Source organism: Pedobacter sp., assembly GCF_031119335.1.
GTDB lineage: Bacteria > Bacteroidota > Bacteroidia > Sphingobacteriales > Sphingobacteriaceae > Pedobacter.
Window position 1 is genome coordinate 254551 of record NZ_JAVHXT010000003.1, and the last position, 16704, is coordinate 271254.

The 16704-nt window shown below is 36.3% G+C and carries 11 protein-coding genes; 7 read left to right on the top strand and 4 right to left on the bottom strand.

Annotation, left to right across the window (positions count from 1 at the left end; translation table 11 throughout):
• Positions 1–27 precede the first annotated feature (27 nt).
• From REI64_RS05005 to REI64_RS05015, 3 genes are all read right to left on the bottom strand, one after another.
• Positions 28–996, bottom strand: coding sequence for a type IX secretion system membrane protein PorP/SprF (locus REI64_RS05005; RefSeq protein WP_308849006.1), 969 nt, complete (start codon positions 994–996; stop codon positions 28–30).
• Entirely contained in the window at positions 993–4517 is a 3525-nt protein-coding gene (locus REI64_RS05010) for a PKD domain-containing protein (RefSeq protein ID WP_308849007.1), read from the bottom strand. Before REI64_RS05010 ends, REI64_RS05005 begins: the two co-directional genes overlap by 4 nt.
• 142 nt (positions 4518–4659) lie before the next feature.
• Positions 4660–5115 (bottom strand): response regulator, encoded by a 456-nt coding sequence (locus REI64_RS05015; RefSeq protein WP_308849008.1) that lies wholly within the window; start codon positions 5113–5115, stop codon positions 4660–4662.
• Between the two features lie 118 nt (positions 5116–5233).
• Between REI64_RS05015 and REI64_RS05020 the strand changes: the two genes are divergently transcribed.
• From REI64_RS05020 to REI64_RS05040, 5 genes are read left to right on the top strand one after another with little or no spacing between them, the layout of a single operon-like run.
• Complete coding sequence (locus REI64_RS05020; protein WP_308849009.1) at positions 5234–7567, top strand: Rv1355c family protein; 2334 nt, start codon at positions 5234–5236, stop codon at positions 7565–7567.
• Positions 7554–8270 carry a hypothetical protein gene (locus tag REI64_RS05025; RefSeq protein ID WP_308849010.1) on the top strand — a complete coding sequence of 239 codons (717 nt, stop codon included), beginning with the start codon at positions 7554–7556 and terminating at the stop codon, positions 8268–8270. Before REI64_RS05020 ends, REI64_RS05025 begins: the two co-directional genes overlap by 14 nt.
• Entirely contained in the window at positions 8267–10390 is a 2124-nt protein-coding gene (locus tag REI64_RS05030; protein ID WP_308849011.1) for a 7TM diverse intracellular signaling domain-containing protein, read from the top strand. The genes REI64_RS05025 and REI64_RS05030 overlap by 4 nt, the downstream gene beginning before the upstream one ends.
• Positions 10391–10396: 6 nt before the next feature.
• Positions 10397–11476 (top strand): hybrid sensor histidine kinase/response regulator, encoded by a 1080-nt coding sequence (locus tag REI64_RS05035; RefSeq protein ID WP_308849012.1) that lies wholly within the window; start codon positions 10397–10399, stop codon positions 11474–11476.
• A complete protein-coding gene (locus REI64_RS05040; RefSeq protein WP_308849013.1) occupies positions 11466–11885 on the top strand; it encodes a response regulator in 420 nt (139 codons plus the stop codon). Before REI64_RS05035 ends, REI64_RS05040 begins: the two co-directional genes overlap by 11 nt.
• A 23-nt stretch (positions 11886–11908) precedes the next feature.
• Here the strand turns inward: REI64_RS05040 and REI64_RS05045 are convergent, their stop codons facing one another.
• Positions 11909–12304: a hypothetical protein gene (locus tag REI64_RS05045; protein ID WP_308849014.1), complete on the bottom strand. Its 396-nt coding sequence runs from the start codon at positions 12302–12304 to the stop codon at positions 11909–11911.
• 357 nt (positions 12305–12661) lie between these two features.
• Here REI64_RS05045 and REI64_RS05050 point away from each other — a divergent pair, with 357 nt between their 5' ends.
• Positions 12662–15016, top strand: coding sequence for a DUF2339 domain-containing protein (locus REI64_RS05050; RefSeq protein ID WP_308849015.1), 2355 nt, complete (start codon positions 12662–12664; stop codon positions 15014–15016).
• Entirely contained in the window at positions 14994–16226 is a 1233-nt protein-coding gene (locus REI64_RS05055; protein WP_308849016.1) for a hypothetical protein, read from the top strand. The genes REI64_RS05050 and REI64_RS05055 overlap by 23 nt, the downstream gene beginning before the upstream one ends.
• Positions 16227–16704: the final 478 nt, after the last annotated feature.

A 16704-nucleotide genomic window follows, 5' to 3' on the forward strand; every position in this document is an offset into this window, starting at 1 on the left:
GCACCGCATAAGCAGCAATCTTATTTATTAAAACAACACTCTTAAACTCAATTCATGAGAGCCAGACGATACGGTGTTAAGCGCTGATGTGGTATAGTCGTAGGCGTAACCTACACCAACCATATTTGCCACATTAAAGCCAACATTGCCGAAGAAAGCGTCATTTTTACGATAACCGCCACCAACCCAAAAAGTGTTGCGGTATGCAAATTTCAAATTTAGATCAAAAGCTTTAGGGAGCGGATCTACTACTTTTAACATTACAGATGGCGTAACCGAAAAATCATTGTTGATCCAGAATTTATAACCAGCGGTTGCAAAATAGTGAGCTACTTCCTTCCCTATGTTAAAGTCGCCATCAAAAGCTATCTTATTTTTAATAATTTGCTGCATAGATACCCCAACGTAAAGAGTTGAAGTGTATAAATAAACACCAGCGTTCAAATCAGGTGTATATTTATTTATCTCTCCAGATGTACCCACAACAGGATCATCAGTTTCATCAAAAACTAAAGCTTGGGCATTAATACCCATTCTATTTACACCCAACCCTACTCCTACCGAAACATTCGCTCTATCTCCTATTGGTAAGTGGTAAGCATAAGTTAGGTTGCCAGTAACTCTATTTAACGGACCAGTTTTATCATTCAAAAAAAGCAAGCCAAAACTATGATGAGCCATGCTTGCCGTGTAATCGAACATATCGTCTTTGGTTTCTGGCTCGGTAACGCCCAAATCGCTCGCTCTATACGTTGCCATATCGCCACCAAAAGAAACTGGCGAACTAAAGGTAACATAACCCGTTTTCGGAGCGTCTTTTAAACCTTGCCATTGCGAACGTATACCCATTCTTAAATCTATACCACTATTAAGACCAGTTACGGCCGGGTTTAAGACCGACATATTTTGCAAATATTGTGAATAATGAGGGCGTTGTTGTGCAAAAACCCCATACCACATCAGTAATAATCCTATCGCTACAAATACCTTCTTCATCTTAATATGGTAACCGACCCTGTGTATTTCTTTTTGCCATTGTTTGGTTCAATGATGTAATAGTAAACGCCAATAGGTAAGTCTGTTCCGTTTAATCTACCATCCCAAGGCGCATTGTATGGTGTTGCATTAAATACCTTTTGTCCGTAACGGTTAAATATAACAATATTTCCTTCTGTTAGCGTTTCCAAATATTTGATATTCCAAGTATCATTTTTTCCATCACCATTAGGGCTAAACACATTAGGAATAACTGGATGCTCATGCACTGTAACTTTAAACTCGTAAACCAGTTCGCAACTGTTAGAAGTTACGGTTAAAGTATAACGGGTAGTTTTATTAGGCTTCGCAATTGGGTTAATTATGTCGTCGGCGCTTAAACCTTCTACAGGAAACCATTTATATTTCAAATTTTCGCCTGTGGCCACTACATCGATTACTTTTTGCCCACCCTGCAAAATATCTATATCGGCTGGCATGGTTACCAAAGGGAGTTTATTTACCGTAATATTGATGTTTTTTTCTTCTGTACAACCATTGGTGGCGTTGTAAGTATATTTGATATTAAAATTACCAGGGCCACTTTCGCCAGGTTTGAACAGTCCAGTAGCCGACACTCCAGTTCCAGAGAAGACATAAGTACCAGGCACCGCATTTTCCTCTTTTGCAACTAATTGAACAGGATTATCGGTTTCACAAAGAGGTTCAATGGCATCAAGTTTTATAACTGGCGCCGGATAAACGCTTACTGTTATTGGTACAGTTTCGGTAAAACACACTTGCCCCGAATAAGCTCTCATTACCACTTTATAATCTACCTTACTTGTACTATTCGGATATTTATGAGTGTAAATTTTACCAGAAGTTGGTGCATTATCCGTTACCACAACATTGGCGCCACCAATTTTATAATCAAATATCCATTCTATTTTGGTGATGTTTCCAAATCCAACGGTACTTTTATTTTCAAAAGATACATCTACATTTGCACAAAGCTTTGTCGAGTTTTTAACTTCAAACAAGCTATTTGGGTTGCTGCCGCTAATTACAACCTGTTTAGTGAACGTTACACTGCAACCTTGTTCTGATGTACCTGTTAGCTTTACCGTATAGTTACCAGGTGCAGTATATTTATGGCTAGGCTTTTGAAGCACCTTTTGCAACAAATCATTAGAGCCATCGCCAAAATCCCAAAGCCAAGAAACTATATTTCCCTTTACTGCTGTCGCCTCGTATTGTACTACGTCGCTCACACAAGAAGCCGGATCGTTAAACGTTATTTCTGGCGTTTCATAAATCGTAATTGTTTTTGCTACCGTATCTGCGCACCCACTAGATGAGGTAGAAATTAGCTTGACATTGTAAATTCCGGCAGCACTATAAGTTGTTGCAGGAGATTTTGCTGTAGACACAGGTTTGCCATTTCCAAAATCCCATGTTTGATTTGCAATATTTGAATTAACAAAAGTGCTTTCATTATTAAACTGAATATTGCCATTTACACAGAACGGACCAACAGCTGCAAATGCAGACTTTGGCGGGGCCAACACGCTAATAGTTTTAGTTACCGTAAGATTACATCCTATATCTGTAGTTACATTTAGCGTAACGGTTTTAACTCCAGGAGTTTGGTATTTATGCTTTGGATTTTGAAGATTTGAACTATTTCCATCGCCAAAATTCCAATTCCAGGATTTGATATTCCCTCCACTTTTTGGAGATGAGTCTGTTAATTGGATATCCATATTTACGCAGGCCTCGCTTGGAAGTGAAAAGTCTGGAGAAAATACATCGAAATTTGTGAAGATCTCTTCATCTGTAGCGCAAATAGCAGCAGCAGGTTTTTGAATAATTGCCCTTAACTGGTAACTACCAGATTTAGAAAAATTTGAAGAAGCCAATGAATATCGGTACAAATAATAAGTATTACCATCTTCTATAGTGGTGGTAAAACTAGGGGTATTTGTTATATCTATTTTGGTTCCATTATTAAAGTTCCAAGTAATTTTATCTGTTGTATAAGGCAGTTTTAAAACAAAATCAAAATTCGTACCCATACAAAAATTTGTAGAGGCAATACTTCCGCCAGCAGAAAAAACTTGGATATTGCTTTTAAGGTTTTTTAAATCAGTACCAGCTAAATAAGCATAAGATTCTACCTGGCCATAACCATAGGCAATAGCCACAAAACCACCGCTAGCCATTAGCCTATGTTGGTCTGACGAGTTAGTCACATCTACTACGGCATAGCTATATTCTCCATCGGCAATAGGTTTAAATTGACTTGCAATACTAGCTCCATCTAAAGTAAAACCAACAATATCAGCTGTTTTAATAATGATATTTAAGAAATACTTAGCGATGTTGGTATTTACACCCGAAACGCTATTTAACCGCGAATAAACAGTAATGTCTTTTAATGTTTGCTCAATCGGATTTAAGATAGTCATCTCGGGATCGCCTTGATAAGGGCCACCCTGTGCAGTTTGTTGACTATTGGCCAAGTTGCAGGTTTGCGAAGTTTGGTATTGAGCCACCGCAATTGGCGAAGTAGCTTTAATTACATTAGGTGCCGTAGTGTAGAACGTAATTACGCTTCCCTTTTTGTACGGATTTGACAAGGGCATACCACCCGCCAAAGTTGTGCTGCCATTTACGGTGATGGTAGTATTATCCTCAGCAACAATAATTTTGATGATATCTGTATTACCATTCAGCGTGTTGTAAAATGGCGAAGAAACAAAGTTTTTACCCCAAGCGGTTACGGGAAATAGCTGTTGGAACAAATTATCTCCCCCATTTGGAGTTCTTGTACTACCTGCTTCACAATATGCCGACCAAGTACTGCCCGAAAAAACAGCAATTGGTGTACAGCCAGTTACTGCTTTAACAAATGTACCAGTTAAATCGTTAAGCGACTGATATTGATAAACATCGCCTTTATTTAGTGTAATTTGAAATTTGTTATTGGCTAGCCTTGTTCCATTTCTGTTAGTTTGAGTAGGCGTTATTTCTACAACCGTACCATCTTTTACGCCAACAATAGTAAACTCTGAATAGGCTGGAACGTTAGAAACTCCTGCATTTTGTTGTGAAAACACATAATATTCTTGCTCTAGCGCAGAACTTGGCAATACCAAAGTAGATCCGGTTCTAGCGTTATTAGATATTACACAGTATACGGAAATAGGCTCTCCAGTAACAATATTGATTCCCTTGTTCACTTCCCTTACATCCGAAGTTCCTATATAAACTTCATATTGGTTCGGGTCTATAAATACTGGAGTAACCACATTTGCTAAAATGTTGCCACTTGCAATAACAGTTCCTCCAGATTTGACTTGGTAAGTGGTATTTATATCAGAAGACAGAAAAAGTGTCATTCTAGACACCAATCCGTCGATATGCCCAGCGTATGGCACCCAAAAATCTGTTCCTTTATTAGAAGTAGATTGAGCAAATACACCTAGATTGCTAAAGAAAATCAATCCAAGTACAAGGAGCAATAATCTGTTTTTCATTTCATTAAAAGTAGAAAATAATACTTAGGAGATGTATTCTACCCATTATTCGCTGAAAGTATTGGATATTGTGCTCAATCTAAGGTATATATCGGTAAAACGCTTAAATGTATCGATAAAAACCTTTATTACAAAAACAAGTTTACGACAATAAGTTTTGACGAGCAATAAACTCCAATTGCTGGTTAGCAACCAACAGTTTTTCAGTCAATTCTCTATTTTCTTTTCTGAGCGTATAAATTTCGATAGCCTTATCAATATTGATTCTCAAATCTTCTTCCATCCATGGCTTTTGAATGTACCTGTACACTTGACCTTTATTAATAGCATCAATTACAGCATCAATATCTGTATAGCCGGTCAAAATCATTCGGATAGGATCTGAGTGTTTCTCTAATATAGATGCCAAAAACTCAACCCCCGTGGTTTTAGGCATTCGCTGATCGGTAATAATTACCTGTATATCTTCAGAATCTAAGATTTTCCTGCCCTCTTCTGCAGACTCTGCCGTAAAAACTTTATATAATCTACGGAAAGTTGCCGCAAAAGCACTTAAATTATGTGGTTCATCATCAACGTAAAGGATATTCGCTGTCATTTTTCTGCTAATAAAAAGTTAAAAATACTTTTTTATTGTAATTCTAAAAAACTAATTTAGTCTTTTAGCTACGAAAAACCTCATTTTTATGTCGGAAATTCATTTTTAGAATACAATAATGTATAATACAGAAGCTTTATCCTCCCCGTTGCACGCACTGATAGCGCAGACACAAAAAAGTAAAGATTTATATAAACCCCTAATCCTAAGGCTCTCCGACCAAGAAGACAGATCAAAATTCGAGCAAATTATAGTCCAGCATAACGGCCTTCAAGTTTTTGACACAATTAGGGATCAAGTTGCAGAATTTTTAAAGTGTATTAAGCCAACTGCGGTTTCCATTCCAAAAGATGAATTTCAAAACGCGGTAAGCGAAAAATTAGGCAATAGTGACGAGTATGGCGTTTGGGTGTATTATCCTTGGTCTAACAAATTAGTTCACCTACTGGATGAAGCCGAGTTTATAATTGTAAGAACCAATAGGAACAAACATAAAATCACGGAAAAAGAACAGCAAATACTTAGCACCAAAAAAATTGGTGTAGTTGGCCTATCTGTTGGACAATCCGTATCGTTAACCTTGGCGATGGAACGTGGTTTTGGAGAACTTAGAATTGCAGATTTTGACGAGCTAGACCTAAGTAATATTAACCGTATTAGAACGGGAGTTCAAAACATCACTCTTAAAAAAACAGTTATTGTTGCCAGAGAAATAGCAGAAATAGACCCTTTTTTACCTGTAGCTTGCTATGATAAAGGAATTACTGATGAAAACATTGAAGAGTTTCTGATAGGTAATGGTAAATTAGACTTACTTATAGACGAATGTGACAGCTTCGATATTAAAATAAATGCTAGAAAAATAGCAAAACAACTTCAAATTCCAGTGCTTATGGAAGGAAGTGACCGTGGTACCATAGACATAGAAAGGTTCGATTTAGAGCCCGAACGTCCAATTCTTCATGGAATGGTTGACCACCTAGACATGGAGAAATTTAAAGACTTGAAAACCTTCGATGAAAAAGTACCCTATATTACCGCAGTAACAGGTTTCGAAACACTTTCTACCAGAATGAAGGCTTCTGCGGTAGAACTGATGAGCTCAATTTCTACTTGGCCTCAATTAGCCAGCGCAGTAACTTTTGGTGGTGGCGTAAGTGCAGATCTGTCTCGCAAAATATTACTCAACAGCTTAAAGGTTTCTGGTAGATTTTTCCTAGATCTGGATGAGCTGATTAGCGATCCTGTTCCAGAAGCGAAAATTGCCGAACCGGAAAATTTAAAGACACCCTTAAGTATAGAAGAACTCACTACCTTCATTAAAGAAAACAATCTAGATCTACCAGTTGAAAACAGCAAGCAACTTTCAGAAAGCGAATTGAACTTGCTAGTAGAGGCAATAAAACTAGCACCATCTGGCGGCAACAACCAGCCTTGGCGGCTACACTACCAAAACAAGCGGCTACATGTATTTTTAGATGAAAGCACGGCCCTAGCCTACTTAGATCCACAATTTGTTTCATCTTACACTTCTATTGGAGCCGCTATAGAAAACTTATTGTTAAAGGCTGCCACTCTTAAGCTGAAAGCAGAATGGAAACTTACTCCAGAATTTGCACCAAAGCATTTGGCTATATTTACATTTACCGATAGCAACACCGAAGCTACAAATGAAGAAATTCTACTAGAAAAACAAATACCACTTAGACACACCAACCGAAAAAGCCCTGCACAAAGAACTGAACTAAGCGAAGAATACATCGGTTATTTTAATGATTTGGTAAGCCAGACCGAAGGAGCCAAGCTAACCTTTATAAAAGACTTAACAAAAATCAAAGAACTATCTGAAATTGCCACTGCTACAGATCTATTTAGGATATTTATTCCAGAAGCCCACGAAGATTTCATTACTAGAGAAATGCGCTGGACTGTAGCGCAAACAAATGAAGCCCAAGATGGAATTGGCATACACACACTAGACTTAAACAACAACGATTTACTGGGAATTAGATTACTCCAGAATAGGAAAATGATCGATTTTCTGGAAGAAATTGAGGGTGGTGGTGCTTTCAACAGATTACTATCGCAACAATTTATCAGCTCATCAGCAATCGGCTTAATTACCATGCCAAACAACGAAGTTACTTCTTGGATAAACTGTGGTATTGCGGCAGAAAAATTATGGCTGGGCGCTACTTCGAAAGGCTTACAGATACACCCAGTAAATGTGCCTTTGTTGTTTTTCTACAAAAACTCAATAGAAAAAGACACCACCATATCAGAAGAAAGGAGACAATATTTAACCAACGCAGAACAAGAGCTAAATCTTATTTTTGACAAACCAGAAAACCAAACATCTATGTTTATGTTTAGGATTTTCGAGGCAAGCCCATCTCCAGAAAGAACTATCAGAAAGTCGAACAATAAAATTTTCTCCATTGGAAGAGCATAATTCAAATATCAAACATATTAAATTCACCGCATTTAGAGCGGTTGAAGATAGAGACGCTTGTATGCAGTTCGTTGACGGGCACAGGCGTGTTCTAGAAATTTTCGGAATTACGCAAATTACCTCAGCACGAGCAGATTGGGTACTAAACCCAGATGTGTACGTTATGCTAGTAACTGATGCAGATACCGGAAAAGCGCTCGGCGGTGGTCGTGTACACAGAGCAAATAGAATAAATGCACTTCCTATTGAAGAAGCAGTAGGCTATATGGATGAAAAAATTTACAAAATGGTTGACGACCATACCGATGCTGGCACTGGCGAAGTTGCAGGCGTATGGAACTCGTTCGAAATTGCAGGATTAGGAATAGGCAGCAACCATTTAAGTACCGCGTGTGTAGCTTATGCAAAGTTTATTAACCTCACTACCTTATTTGGCCTTGCTGCACCAGCAACTTATAGAAACGTAGTAAGAGGCGGATTTCAAGTAGTTAAAGAGCTAGGAAACGACGGAAAATTCTACTATCCTAAAGACGATATGACTGCAACAGTGATGTTTAACCACGATATCGTAAATTTACCCCTTACAACCGAACCTGAAAAAACAAACATTTTAGATATGCGTCGTGATATTATTTCCAAGAAAAATATCATTTCTAAACAAAATGAAAAAATAACCCTACTATTTGATTTATCAAAAACATGATCATTAAGTCCATCCGAAAAGCTCTCGCCCTCTCGATACTTCTTTTATGGGGTATATGTTGCTTCGGAGCAGCCCAAAACCAGTTTCCTTTTAAAATTGAGCACTTAAAAGACGAGAGTGGCAAATTAGGGCTTAACCAGCTATCTAAAATGAGCTTTGACGAGGCACAAACCGACATTCTAAATTTCGGTGCAAGTGATGCCACATTTTGGATTAGATTAACTACAGATCATAACCTAATATTTAATAACGATTTAATTTTTGTAGAGCAATCTCGTTTCTCTTCTGTTACGTCATATTATCAATTACAAGATCAAAAACTTACTTCTAAGCCTATTTATAGTGTTTTTAAAGATGGTGATAAGAAAAACAATCAGGGTTATGCGTTTACACTTCCAAATAAATTTGGCATTCATGATACCGTTTACCTGAAATTAAAGCCACACGAAGTATTTATCACAAAAATCTCTATAGTTACAGAAAATCAACTATTGGAAAAACACGCTACTAGAGATATCATCTTTGGCATTTATACCGGGGTAATGCTCATTATGTTTGTGTACAACTTGTTTCTGTTTGTTGTAGTACGAGATAGAAGTTACATATTTTATGTATTTTACATTTTGTTTACCTGGCTGGCACAGATCTCCATACAAGGATATGGACTACGATATATTTGGGATCTTAATTCGTTTATCGACCAAAATTCTGTCATACTTTATTCGTTGCTAGGGCTAATTTTCGCATGTTTGTTCACCATATCATTTCTTAACACCAAATTATTTTCGCCTATATCGCATAAGCTTTTTAATATTTATTTGATATTGGTATTAATAAATCTTGGAATATTATTCGCTTTTGGAGGCAATGTAGCATTTATAGTAATGCAAGTACTAACTTTATCTGGTGCTGCTATTGCGATGTATGCATCGTACCATGTTTACTTCAAAAAGCACTTTAAACCCGCTGGCTTTTACCTAATAGCTTGGTCAATTCTATTGGTTGGTGCAGTGTTCTTTGTATTAAAAGATTACGGAATTGTTCCTTACAACACCTTTACTACTTACCTGCTACAAATTTGTTCTGCAATAGAGGTAATGCTGCTTTCTTTTGCGCTTGCAGATAAAATCAACTACTTTAAAAAGGAAAACGAAACAGCACAGGCACAAGCCCTAAACGCATCGTTAGAAAACCAAAGGTTGATAAAAGAACAAAACGTTGTGTTAGAGCGCAAAGTTAAAGAACGTACCGAAGAACTAGAAAGCGCTAACGAAACGCTTAACGAAACGCTTCATAATTTAAAATCCACTCAATCTCAATTGGTTGATGCCGAAAAAATGGCGGCTTTAGGTCAGTTAACGGCAGGTATTGCACACGAGATTAACAATCCTATCAACTTTGTAACCTCTAATGTAAAACCACTACAGTTAGATATAGATGATTTAAAAGATATCATTAAAAAATACGAAAACATCGATTTAGACAAAGATGTAAAACCTCAAATTGAGGAGATAGAAGCTTACAAAAGACAGATTGACTTAGGTTTTATTAATAACGAAATTACTTCTCTATTGTCGGGCATTAGCGAGGGTGCTAAGCGTACGGCAGAAATCATAAGAAGTTTAAGAAACTTTAGCCGTGTAGATGAAACCGATATGAAGGCCATTGATCTTAACGAAGGGCTTTTATCTACACTGGTTTTAATTAGAAATACCCTGCCCGATAATTTGACTGTGGTGAAAGACCTGGGCAATCTTCCGAAGGTAGAATGTATGCCAGGAAAGATTAACCAAGTTTTTATGAATTTGGTTTCTAATGCTGTTCAGGCAATTAAGAGTAAAGAAACACAGGAAGAAGAAGAATTTTTGACCATCCGTAGTTGGTATAGCAACCAACAAGTGTATATTAGCATTAAAGATAGTGGAACAGGAATGAGCGACGAAGTTAAACATCGTATTTTTGAACCTTTCTTTACCACTAAGGATATTGGAGAAGGCACAGGATTGGGTTTATCTATAGTTTTTAGCATCATCGAAAAACATAAAGGACATATTGAAGTTATTTCTGAAGTTGGAAAAGGAACTGAATTTATTATTACATTGCAGGTAAATATACTATAAAGGCACATGAGCAATCCTACTGTACGCGTTTTATACATAGATGATGAAGAAAATAATCTTCAGGCTTTTAAAGCGAGCTTTAGGCGGCAGTACGAGATTTACACCGCCATTTCGGCAGCAGAAGGATTGATGATTATGCAAAACATAGACATACATGTAGTACTTGCCGACCAAAAAATGCCCAACACTACTGGTGTAGAGTTTTTTAAAAGTATTGTAGAAACCCACCCCGACCCTATCCGTATTTTATTAACTGGCTACACGGATATAGAGGCACTGGCAGATGCAATAAACCATGGCGACATCTATAGGTATATCACCAAACCTTGGAATGACCTTGAACTGCACAATTCCATCAAAAATGCTTACGATGCCTACAAAGCGAAAATAGATTTGCGCAACAAAATTTCGGAGCTCGAAAAAACCAACGACGAACTTAACCGCTTCATCTACAGTATTTCTCATGAATTAAGAGCACCTTTAGTTTCTGTAATTGGCATTATCAATCTGGTTAAAATGGAAGGTTTGTATGATTCTAGCGGCGAATATTGGGGATTGATAGAAACTTGTTCAAATAAGCTCGATTACTACATACAAAAAACGCTTCAGTACTATAAAAACGCAAAAGAAGTTTCTGACCAAACAGAAATAGACTTTAATGCACTTGTAGCCGAATTGGTAGAACTACACTCCTATTCTGACAAAGACACTTCATTTAACCTAAAAATTAACCAAGATGTTAAATTTGTAGGCGATGCTTACCGTATTGAAGTGATCATGAGCAACCTCATATCAAATGCCATTAAGTATCAAAAAACTAGCGAGCCAAACAAAACCGTTAATATCGAAATAGATGTTGATGCTCACAATGCACATATCAATATCAACGATAATGGAATGGGCATTTTAAAAGAGCATCTGGAAAAAATATTTATGCAGTTCTTTAAAAGTAAGATGCACCACGGTAGTGGCTTGGGTTTATTTATAGTAAAAGAGGCTTTGAATAAGATTAATGGCACTATTAACGTTAACTCAAATATAGAAGATGGTACAACTTTTAAAATAACGATACCAAATGCCAAATAAGACAGGAAAAGTGTTGTTAATTGACGACAATGATATCGACTTAAAAATCAATTATAAAATAATTAGATTATCGGGTTTCTTTGAAGAAATTATCTCGGTTCAATCTGGAGAAGAGGGACTTGAATATATTAACAAAAACCTAGATAACCCTAAACTATGGCCAGACTTCATATTGCTAGATATACAAATGCCCGAGATGGATGGTTTCGAGTTTCTTGAGGTCTATAAAAACTTTCCACGACCATTTTTAGACCATTGTAAATTGGCAATTTTATCGTCTACTTTAGACTTTGGCGACATTAAAAAGGCAGAAGCAAATCCTTTAGTAATTAAATTATTAAAGAAGCCCCTTTATCCGCACGAGCTCCAGGAGCTGCTTAACAAGCATTCTACATTATTAGGTATATAAAAAAAGTCCCAATCGGGACTTTTTTAATCTAGTTCAATTTCTAAATTCTGGAAAACGCACTCCTTATTTATCATTTCAAACTCTAGTTTTTTAACAAGCGCTCCATTTTCCGTTTTTATCTCCAGCTCGTGTCTACCTATTGGGATTTTCTTAAGCACGAAAACGTTGGTTAAATTATCAGGTTTGCGCAATGCACTGCAATCTTCAACATAGCTTGGGTTTACCTTTGGCACAGGAACAAAATTACCACATTCTTTGCCATCTATTATAAAACGCAACCGCAAGAAGTCGTCTCCTAAGTAACTAACTGCAACCGCATACTGGCCAAATTCCCTATTAACATTCTCCTTATCACATCCCCAAAAAAACATAACAGAGAAAATACTTAAAAAGAGAGAGGCGTTGATTTGTTTCTTCATATACTCACAAATATGAAGAATAATTCACAAAAATAGAATACCTAAAACATGGTAATTTAAAATAAAAAATACTCATTTTTTAAGTATTAATACATACTTATGCTTAAAAAAACTTAATTATAAGCGCAAACAAAAAAGCTATACCAAAACTTTATACTATATCAACCTGAATCACAGATTTTTCTATTTTGATTGCTGGTTTGCTATTAATACCTAGCTTAAAACATCGTCACCATCAAATCAATAACGAAAACCCACCTCACGCTACATCTTTAACGAGTAAGAACTAAAATAAATTTTAAAATAATTTCGCTAACCTTGCATTACTGAGTGCTCTTTTATTGAATAGAAAAACTAATGGATAATTCTCAAAAAATAAACCTGTTACTAGCAAGAATTGAAAATCTATCTATCAGGCAGCAAAGCTTCGAAGCTGAAATAGCAGCGTTAAGAAAAGAGGTAAACGCCCTAAGATTTCCAGGCAAACAAATATTAGAAGAAGAAAGCATTAAACCTGCGTTTCCACCTGCAAAAGTTAGCTACGCTAAAGTTCCAACTCCTATTGCAGAAAATGCTACCCCTCAACCAATTACCCCGCCCAAATTTCAACAGCCCAGTTTTACTGACAGGTTTAGCAGGCAAAATATGGTTAAATCTGATTTTGAAAAGTTTATTGGCGAAAATCTGATTAGCAAAATAGGTATACTAATTTTAATTATTGGCGTAGGTATTGGTGCAAAATACGCTATCGATAACCAGTTAATTAGTCCATTAACACGTATTGTGTTAGGGTATTTGGTTGGTGCAGGTTTATTGGCATTCGCCATCAAACTTAAAACTAAATACGAAAAATTTTCTGCTGTTTTAGTAAGTGGTGCAGTAGCTATTATGTATTTCATCACCTATGCCGCTTACGATTTTTATGCACTCATACCGCAAGCAATGGCATTTGCCCTTATGGTAGTTTTCACTTCATTTACAGTAGTTGCTGCTATCAAATATAACCGACAAATTATTGCGCATTTTGGTTTGGTAGGCGCTTATGCCGTTCCTTTTTTGTTGAGCGATGGCTCTGGAAAAGTAGCTGTACTGTTTACTTACATGGCTATTATCAATGTAGGTATCCTAATTATAAGCTTTAAAAAGTATTGGAAATCTTTACTTTATGCTTCATTTGCATTAAGTTGGCTTATCTTTTTAAGCTGGATGATAAGCTCTTACGTTGCGAAAGATCATTTTCAGCTTGCACTAACTTTCTCGGCAGTATTTTTCCTTATTTTCTATATCACTAACCTAGCCTACAAGGTGAGTAAAAAGGAGATATTTGGAGCTACCGATGTTATCCTATTGCTTTTAAATAGCTTTATTTACTATGGTATTGGCTATTTTCTTCTGTCTGGAGACAAAATTGGCGGAGAATTATTGGGCTTGTTTACATTAGCTAATGCAATTATCCACTTTGTGGTAGGTATAATTATTTATAAAAAGCAACTGGCTGATAAAAACCTATTCTACCTTATTTTAGCAATGGTAATTACCTTCATCACTTTAGCAGTTCCAGTACAGCTAAACGGTGGATGGGTTACAATTTTCTGGACTGTAGAAGCTGCTATATTGTTCTATCTTGGCAGAGTAAAAAAGATAGTGATTTACGAAAAGCTATCATTTCCACTAATATTCTTGGCGTTTATAAGTTTATTGGAAGATTGGTCGGCTGCAGGTTACGTTTACGATAAGGTAATCATCGCCCCGTTTTTAAATGTAGTCTTTTTAACTGCTGTTATTTTTGTAGCGAGTTTTATTTGGATACTAAATGTACACCGAAGCAACAGCGAAAAAGCCCAAGAATGGTCGTGGATGAGAGATGTGTTGACTTATGCCATTCCGGGAATGCTACTAGTTGCTACATACTTTTCTTTAGAGATAGAAATTTCGAGGTATTTCAACAACCTGTACGAAACAACCAAAGTAATTGTTAATGCTAACCAAAAAAACATTTACAACGATTACCGTTACAACTACAACCATCTTGATATTAAAAGTGCTTGGATTTACATTTACACTTTACTTTTTGCTTCGGCACTTACCATTATCAACGTTAAAAAACTCAAAAACAGTCAGTTGGCAATAGCTAATTTAGCAATTAACCTTTTGGTTATTTTCTCGTTTCTAGTAAGCGGATTGTATATTTTAAGTGAGCTGAGAGAGGCTTATTTAATGCCGCAGCAATATTTTGTTATTGGTTGGTTTAATATTGGTATTAGATATTTGGCAATTGCTTTTTTTGCATTGTTAATTGTACAACTTTACCAGTTGAGAAACTCTGGTCTGTTAAAAAAAGACATCAAGCTCTTGTTAGATTATGTAGTGTATATTTCTACGCTCTGGATCATCAGTAGCGAATTAATTAACATCATAGAATTGATGAGGGCGGACGGAAGTTACAAACTAGGTTTGAGCATTTTATGGGGTGTTTATTCGCTATTTTTAATTGGAGTTGGATTAGCGAAGAACAAAAAACACTTGCGAATTGGTGCTATGGTGTTATTCGGCATCACGTTAATTAAGCTTTTCTTTTACGACATTGCTTACTTGAGTACCATTTCTAAAACCATCGTCTTTGTATCATTAGGCGTACTGCTATTGATTATTTCATTCCTTTATAATAAATACAAACATTTAATTATTGATGAAGCTGAAGTTAAAAATTAAGCTATTGCTAGCGCTATCGGTTTGCATTACTTCTACGCAAGCGCAAACCAATACTTATCAATTGAAGAGACCAATTACTGGTGTAACTGCAAATTGGCATAAACTCAAAATACCCGATGATTTATACCAAAAAGTAAATGCTGGTTTTGAAGATTTACGAATTTTTGGCATACAAGGAAAGGACACCTTAGAAGTGCCATACCTTTTGAAACAACGTGCCGAAAAAATAATATCTAAAGAGGTTGATTTTAGACCTGTTAATGAAAGTGAAACTGCTGATGGGTATTTTTACACGTTTCAGCTGAACAGCGCTGCAATCATTAACCAAATTGCGCTGTCTTTTAAGGAAACGAATTTCAATTGGTTAGTAACACTAGAAGGTAGTAACGCCAACACAGAATGGTTTACAGTTTTGAAGGATTACCGCATTTTGTCCATCAAAAACAACCAAACAGATTATCAATTCACTAAACTCAGTTTTCCTAATTCGAACTATCAATACTATAGGTTGCGAATCAAAAGCCCTAAAAAACCTGGCTTATTAGAAGCACTGATTAATAAAACTGATACCATTAAAGGTGTTTATGATAATGTAAAATATCAATCTTACGAGCTTAAAAATGATGCAAAGGACAAGCAAACCATTATTGAAGTAGGCCTGAAGAATGCTGTTCCAATTGCTTTCCTTAAATTAAATGCACAAAGTGATTTTGATTTTTATCGTCCTATTAGGATTGAGTATGCTACAGATAGTATCAAGACTGAGAAAGGTGTTCAATACAACTTTGCTACCGTTTATGATGGCACCATCAGCTCTTTGGAAAAACCTGAATTTAACTTTTCTAATGTCATTACTAATAAGCTTAAAATCACGATAGCTAACCATGACAATAAACCCTTACGTTTAAGCGGCTTAGAATTAAAGGGAAATGTTTATGAATTGATTGCCCGTTTTGATGATTTAAAAGCAAATTACGCATTGTATTACGGCAAAGCAAACGCTATATCTCCTAATTACGAAATTCAAAATTTTGAAAATAAAATCCCTTTGAATTTAACTAGCGTTGATGTTGGTGAGGAGCAGAAAAATTCATCTTACACTGTAAAAATCGAGAAGCCTTTATTTGAAAACAAACTTTGGCTTTGGAGTTTAATGGCGGTGATTATTGGGCTACTAGGATTTTTCTCTTTTAAAATGTTGAAGAACTAGATAACTGTTCAGAAATTGTTTTATTCTGTAATATGCTACCCTTTCAGGGCGATGGCCATTACACTTGGGCAATGGCGTTGCCATTGGCTTACGTAATTAGGCTTTCAGCCATAAATAACGCACACCTTGATAATGGCTAAAGTAATTAGCCTGAAGGGCTTACATAACCTAACGCAATGCATCGCGTTGTGATTAATACAACAAGCTAAAAAACGTCCTGAAAGAGCATAACTCATAAACAATGTATAAGCGCCACGGTAATTAGCCTGAAGGGCTTACATAACTTACATAACCTAACACAGTGCATCGCGTTGTGATTATAAAACAAGCTTAAAAAACGCCCTGAAAGGGCAGCATAACTCATAAACAATGCGTAAGCGCCACGGTAATTAGCTTGAAGGGCTTACATAACCTAACACACAATGCATCGCGTTGTGATTATAAAACAAGCTTAAAAAACGCCCTGAAAGGGCAGCAT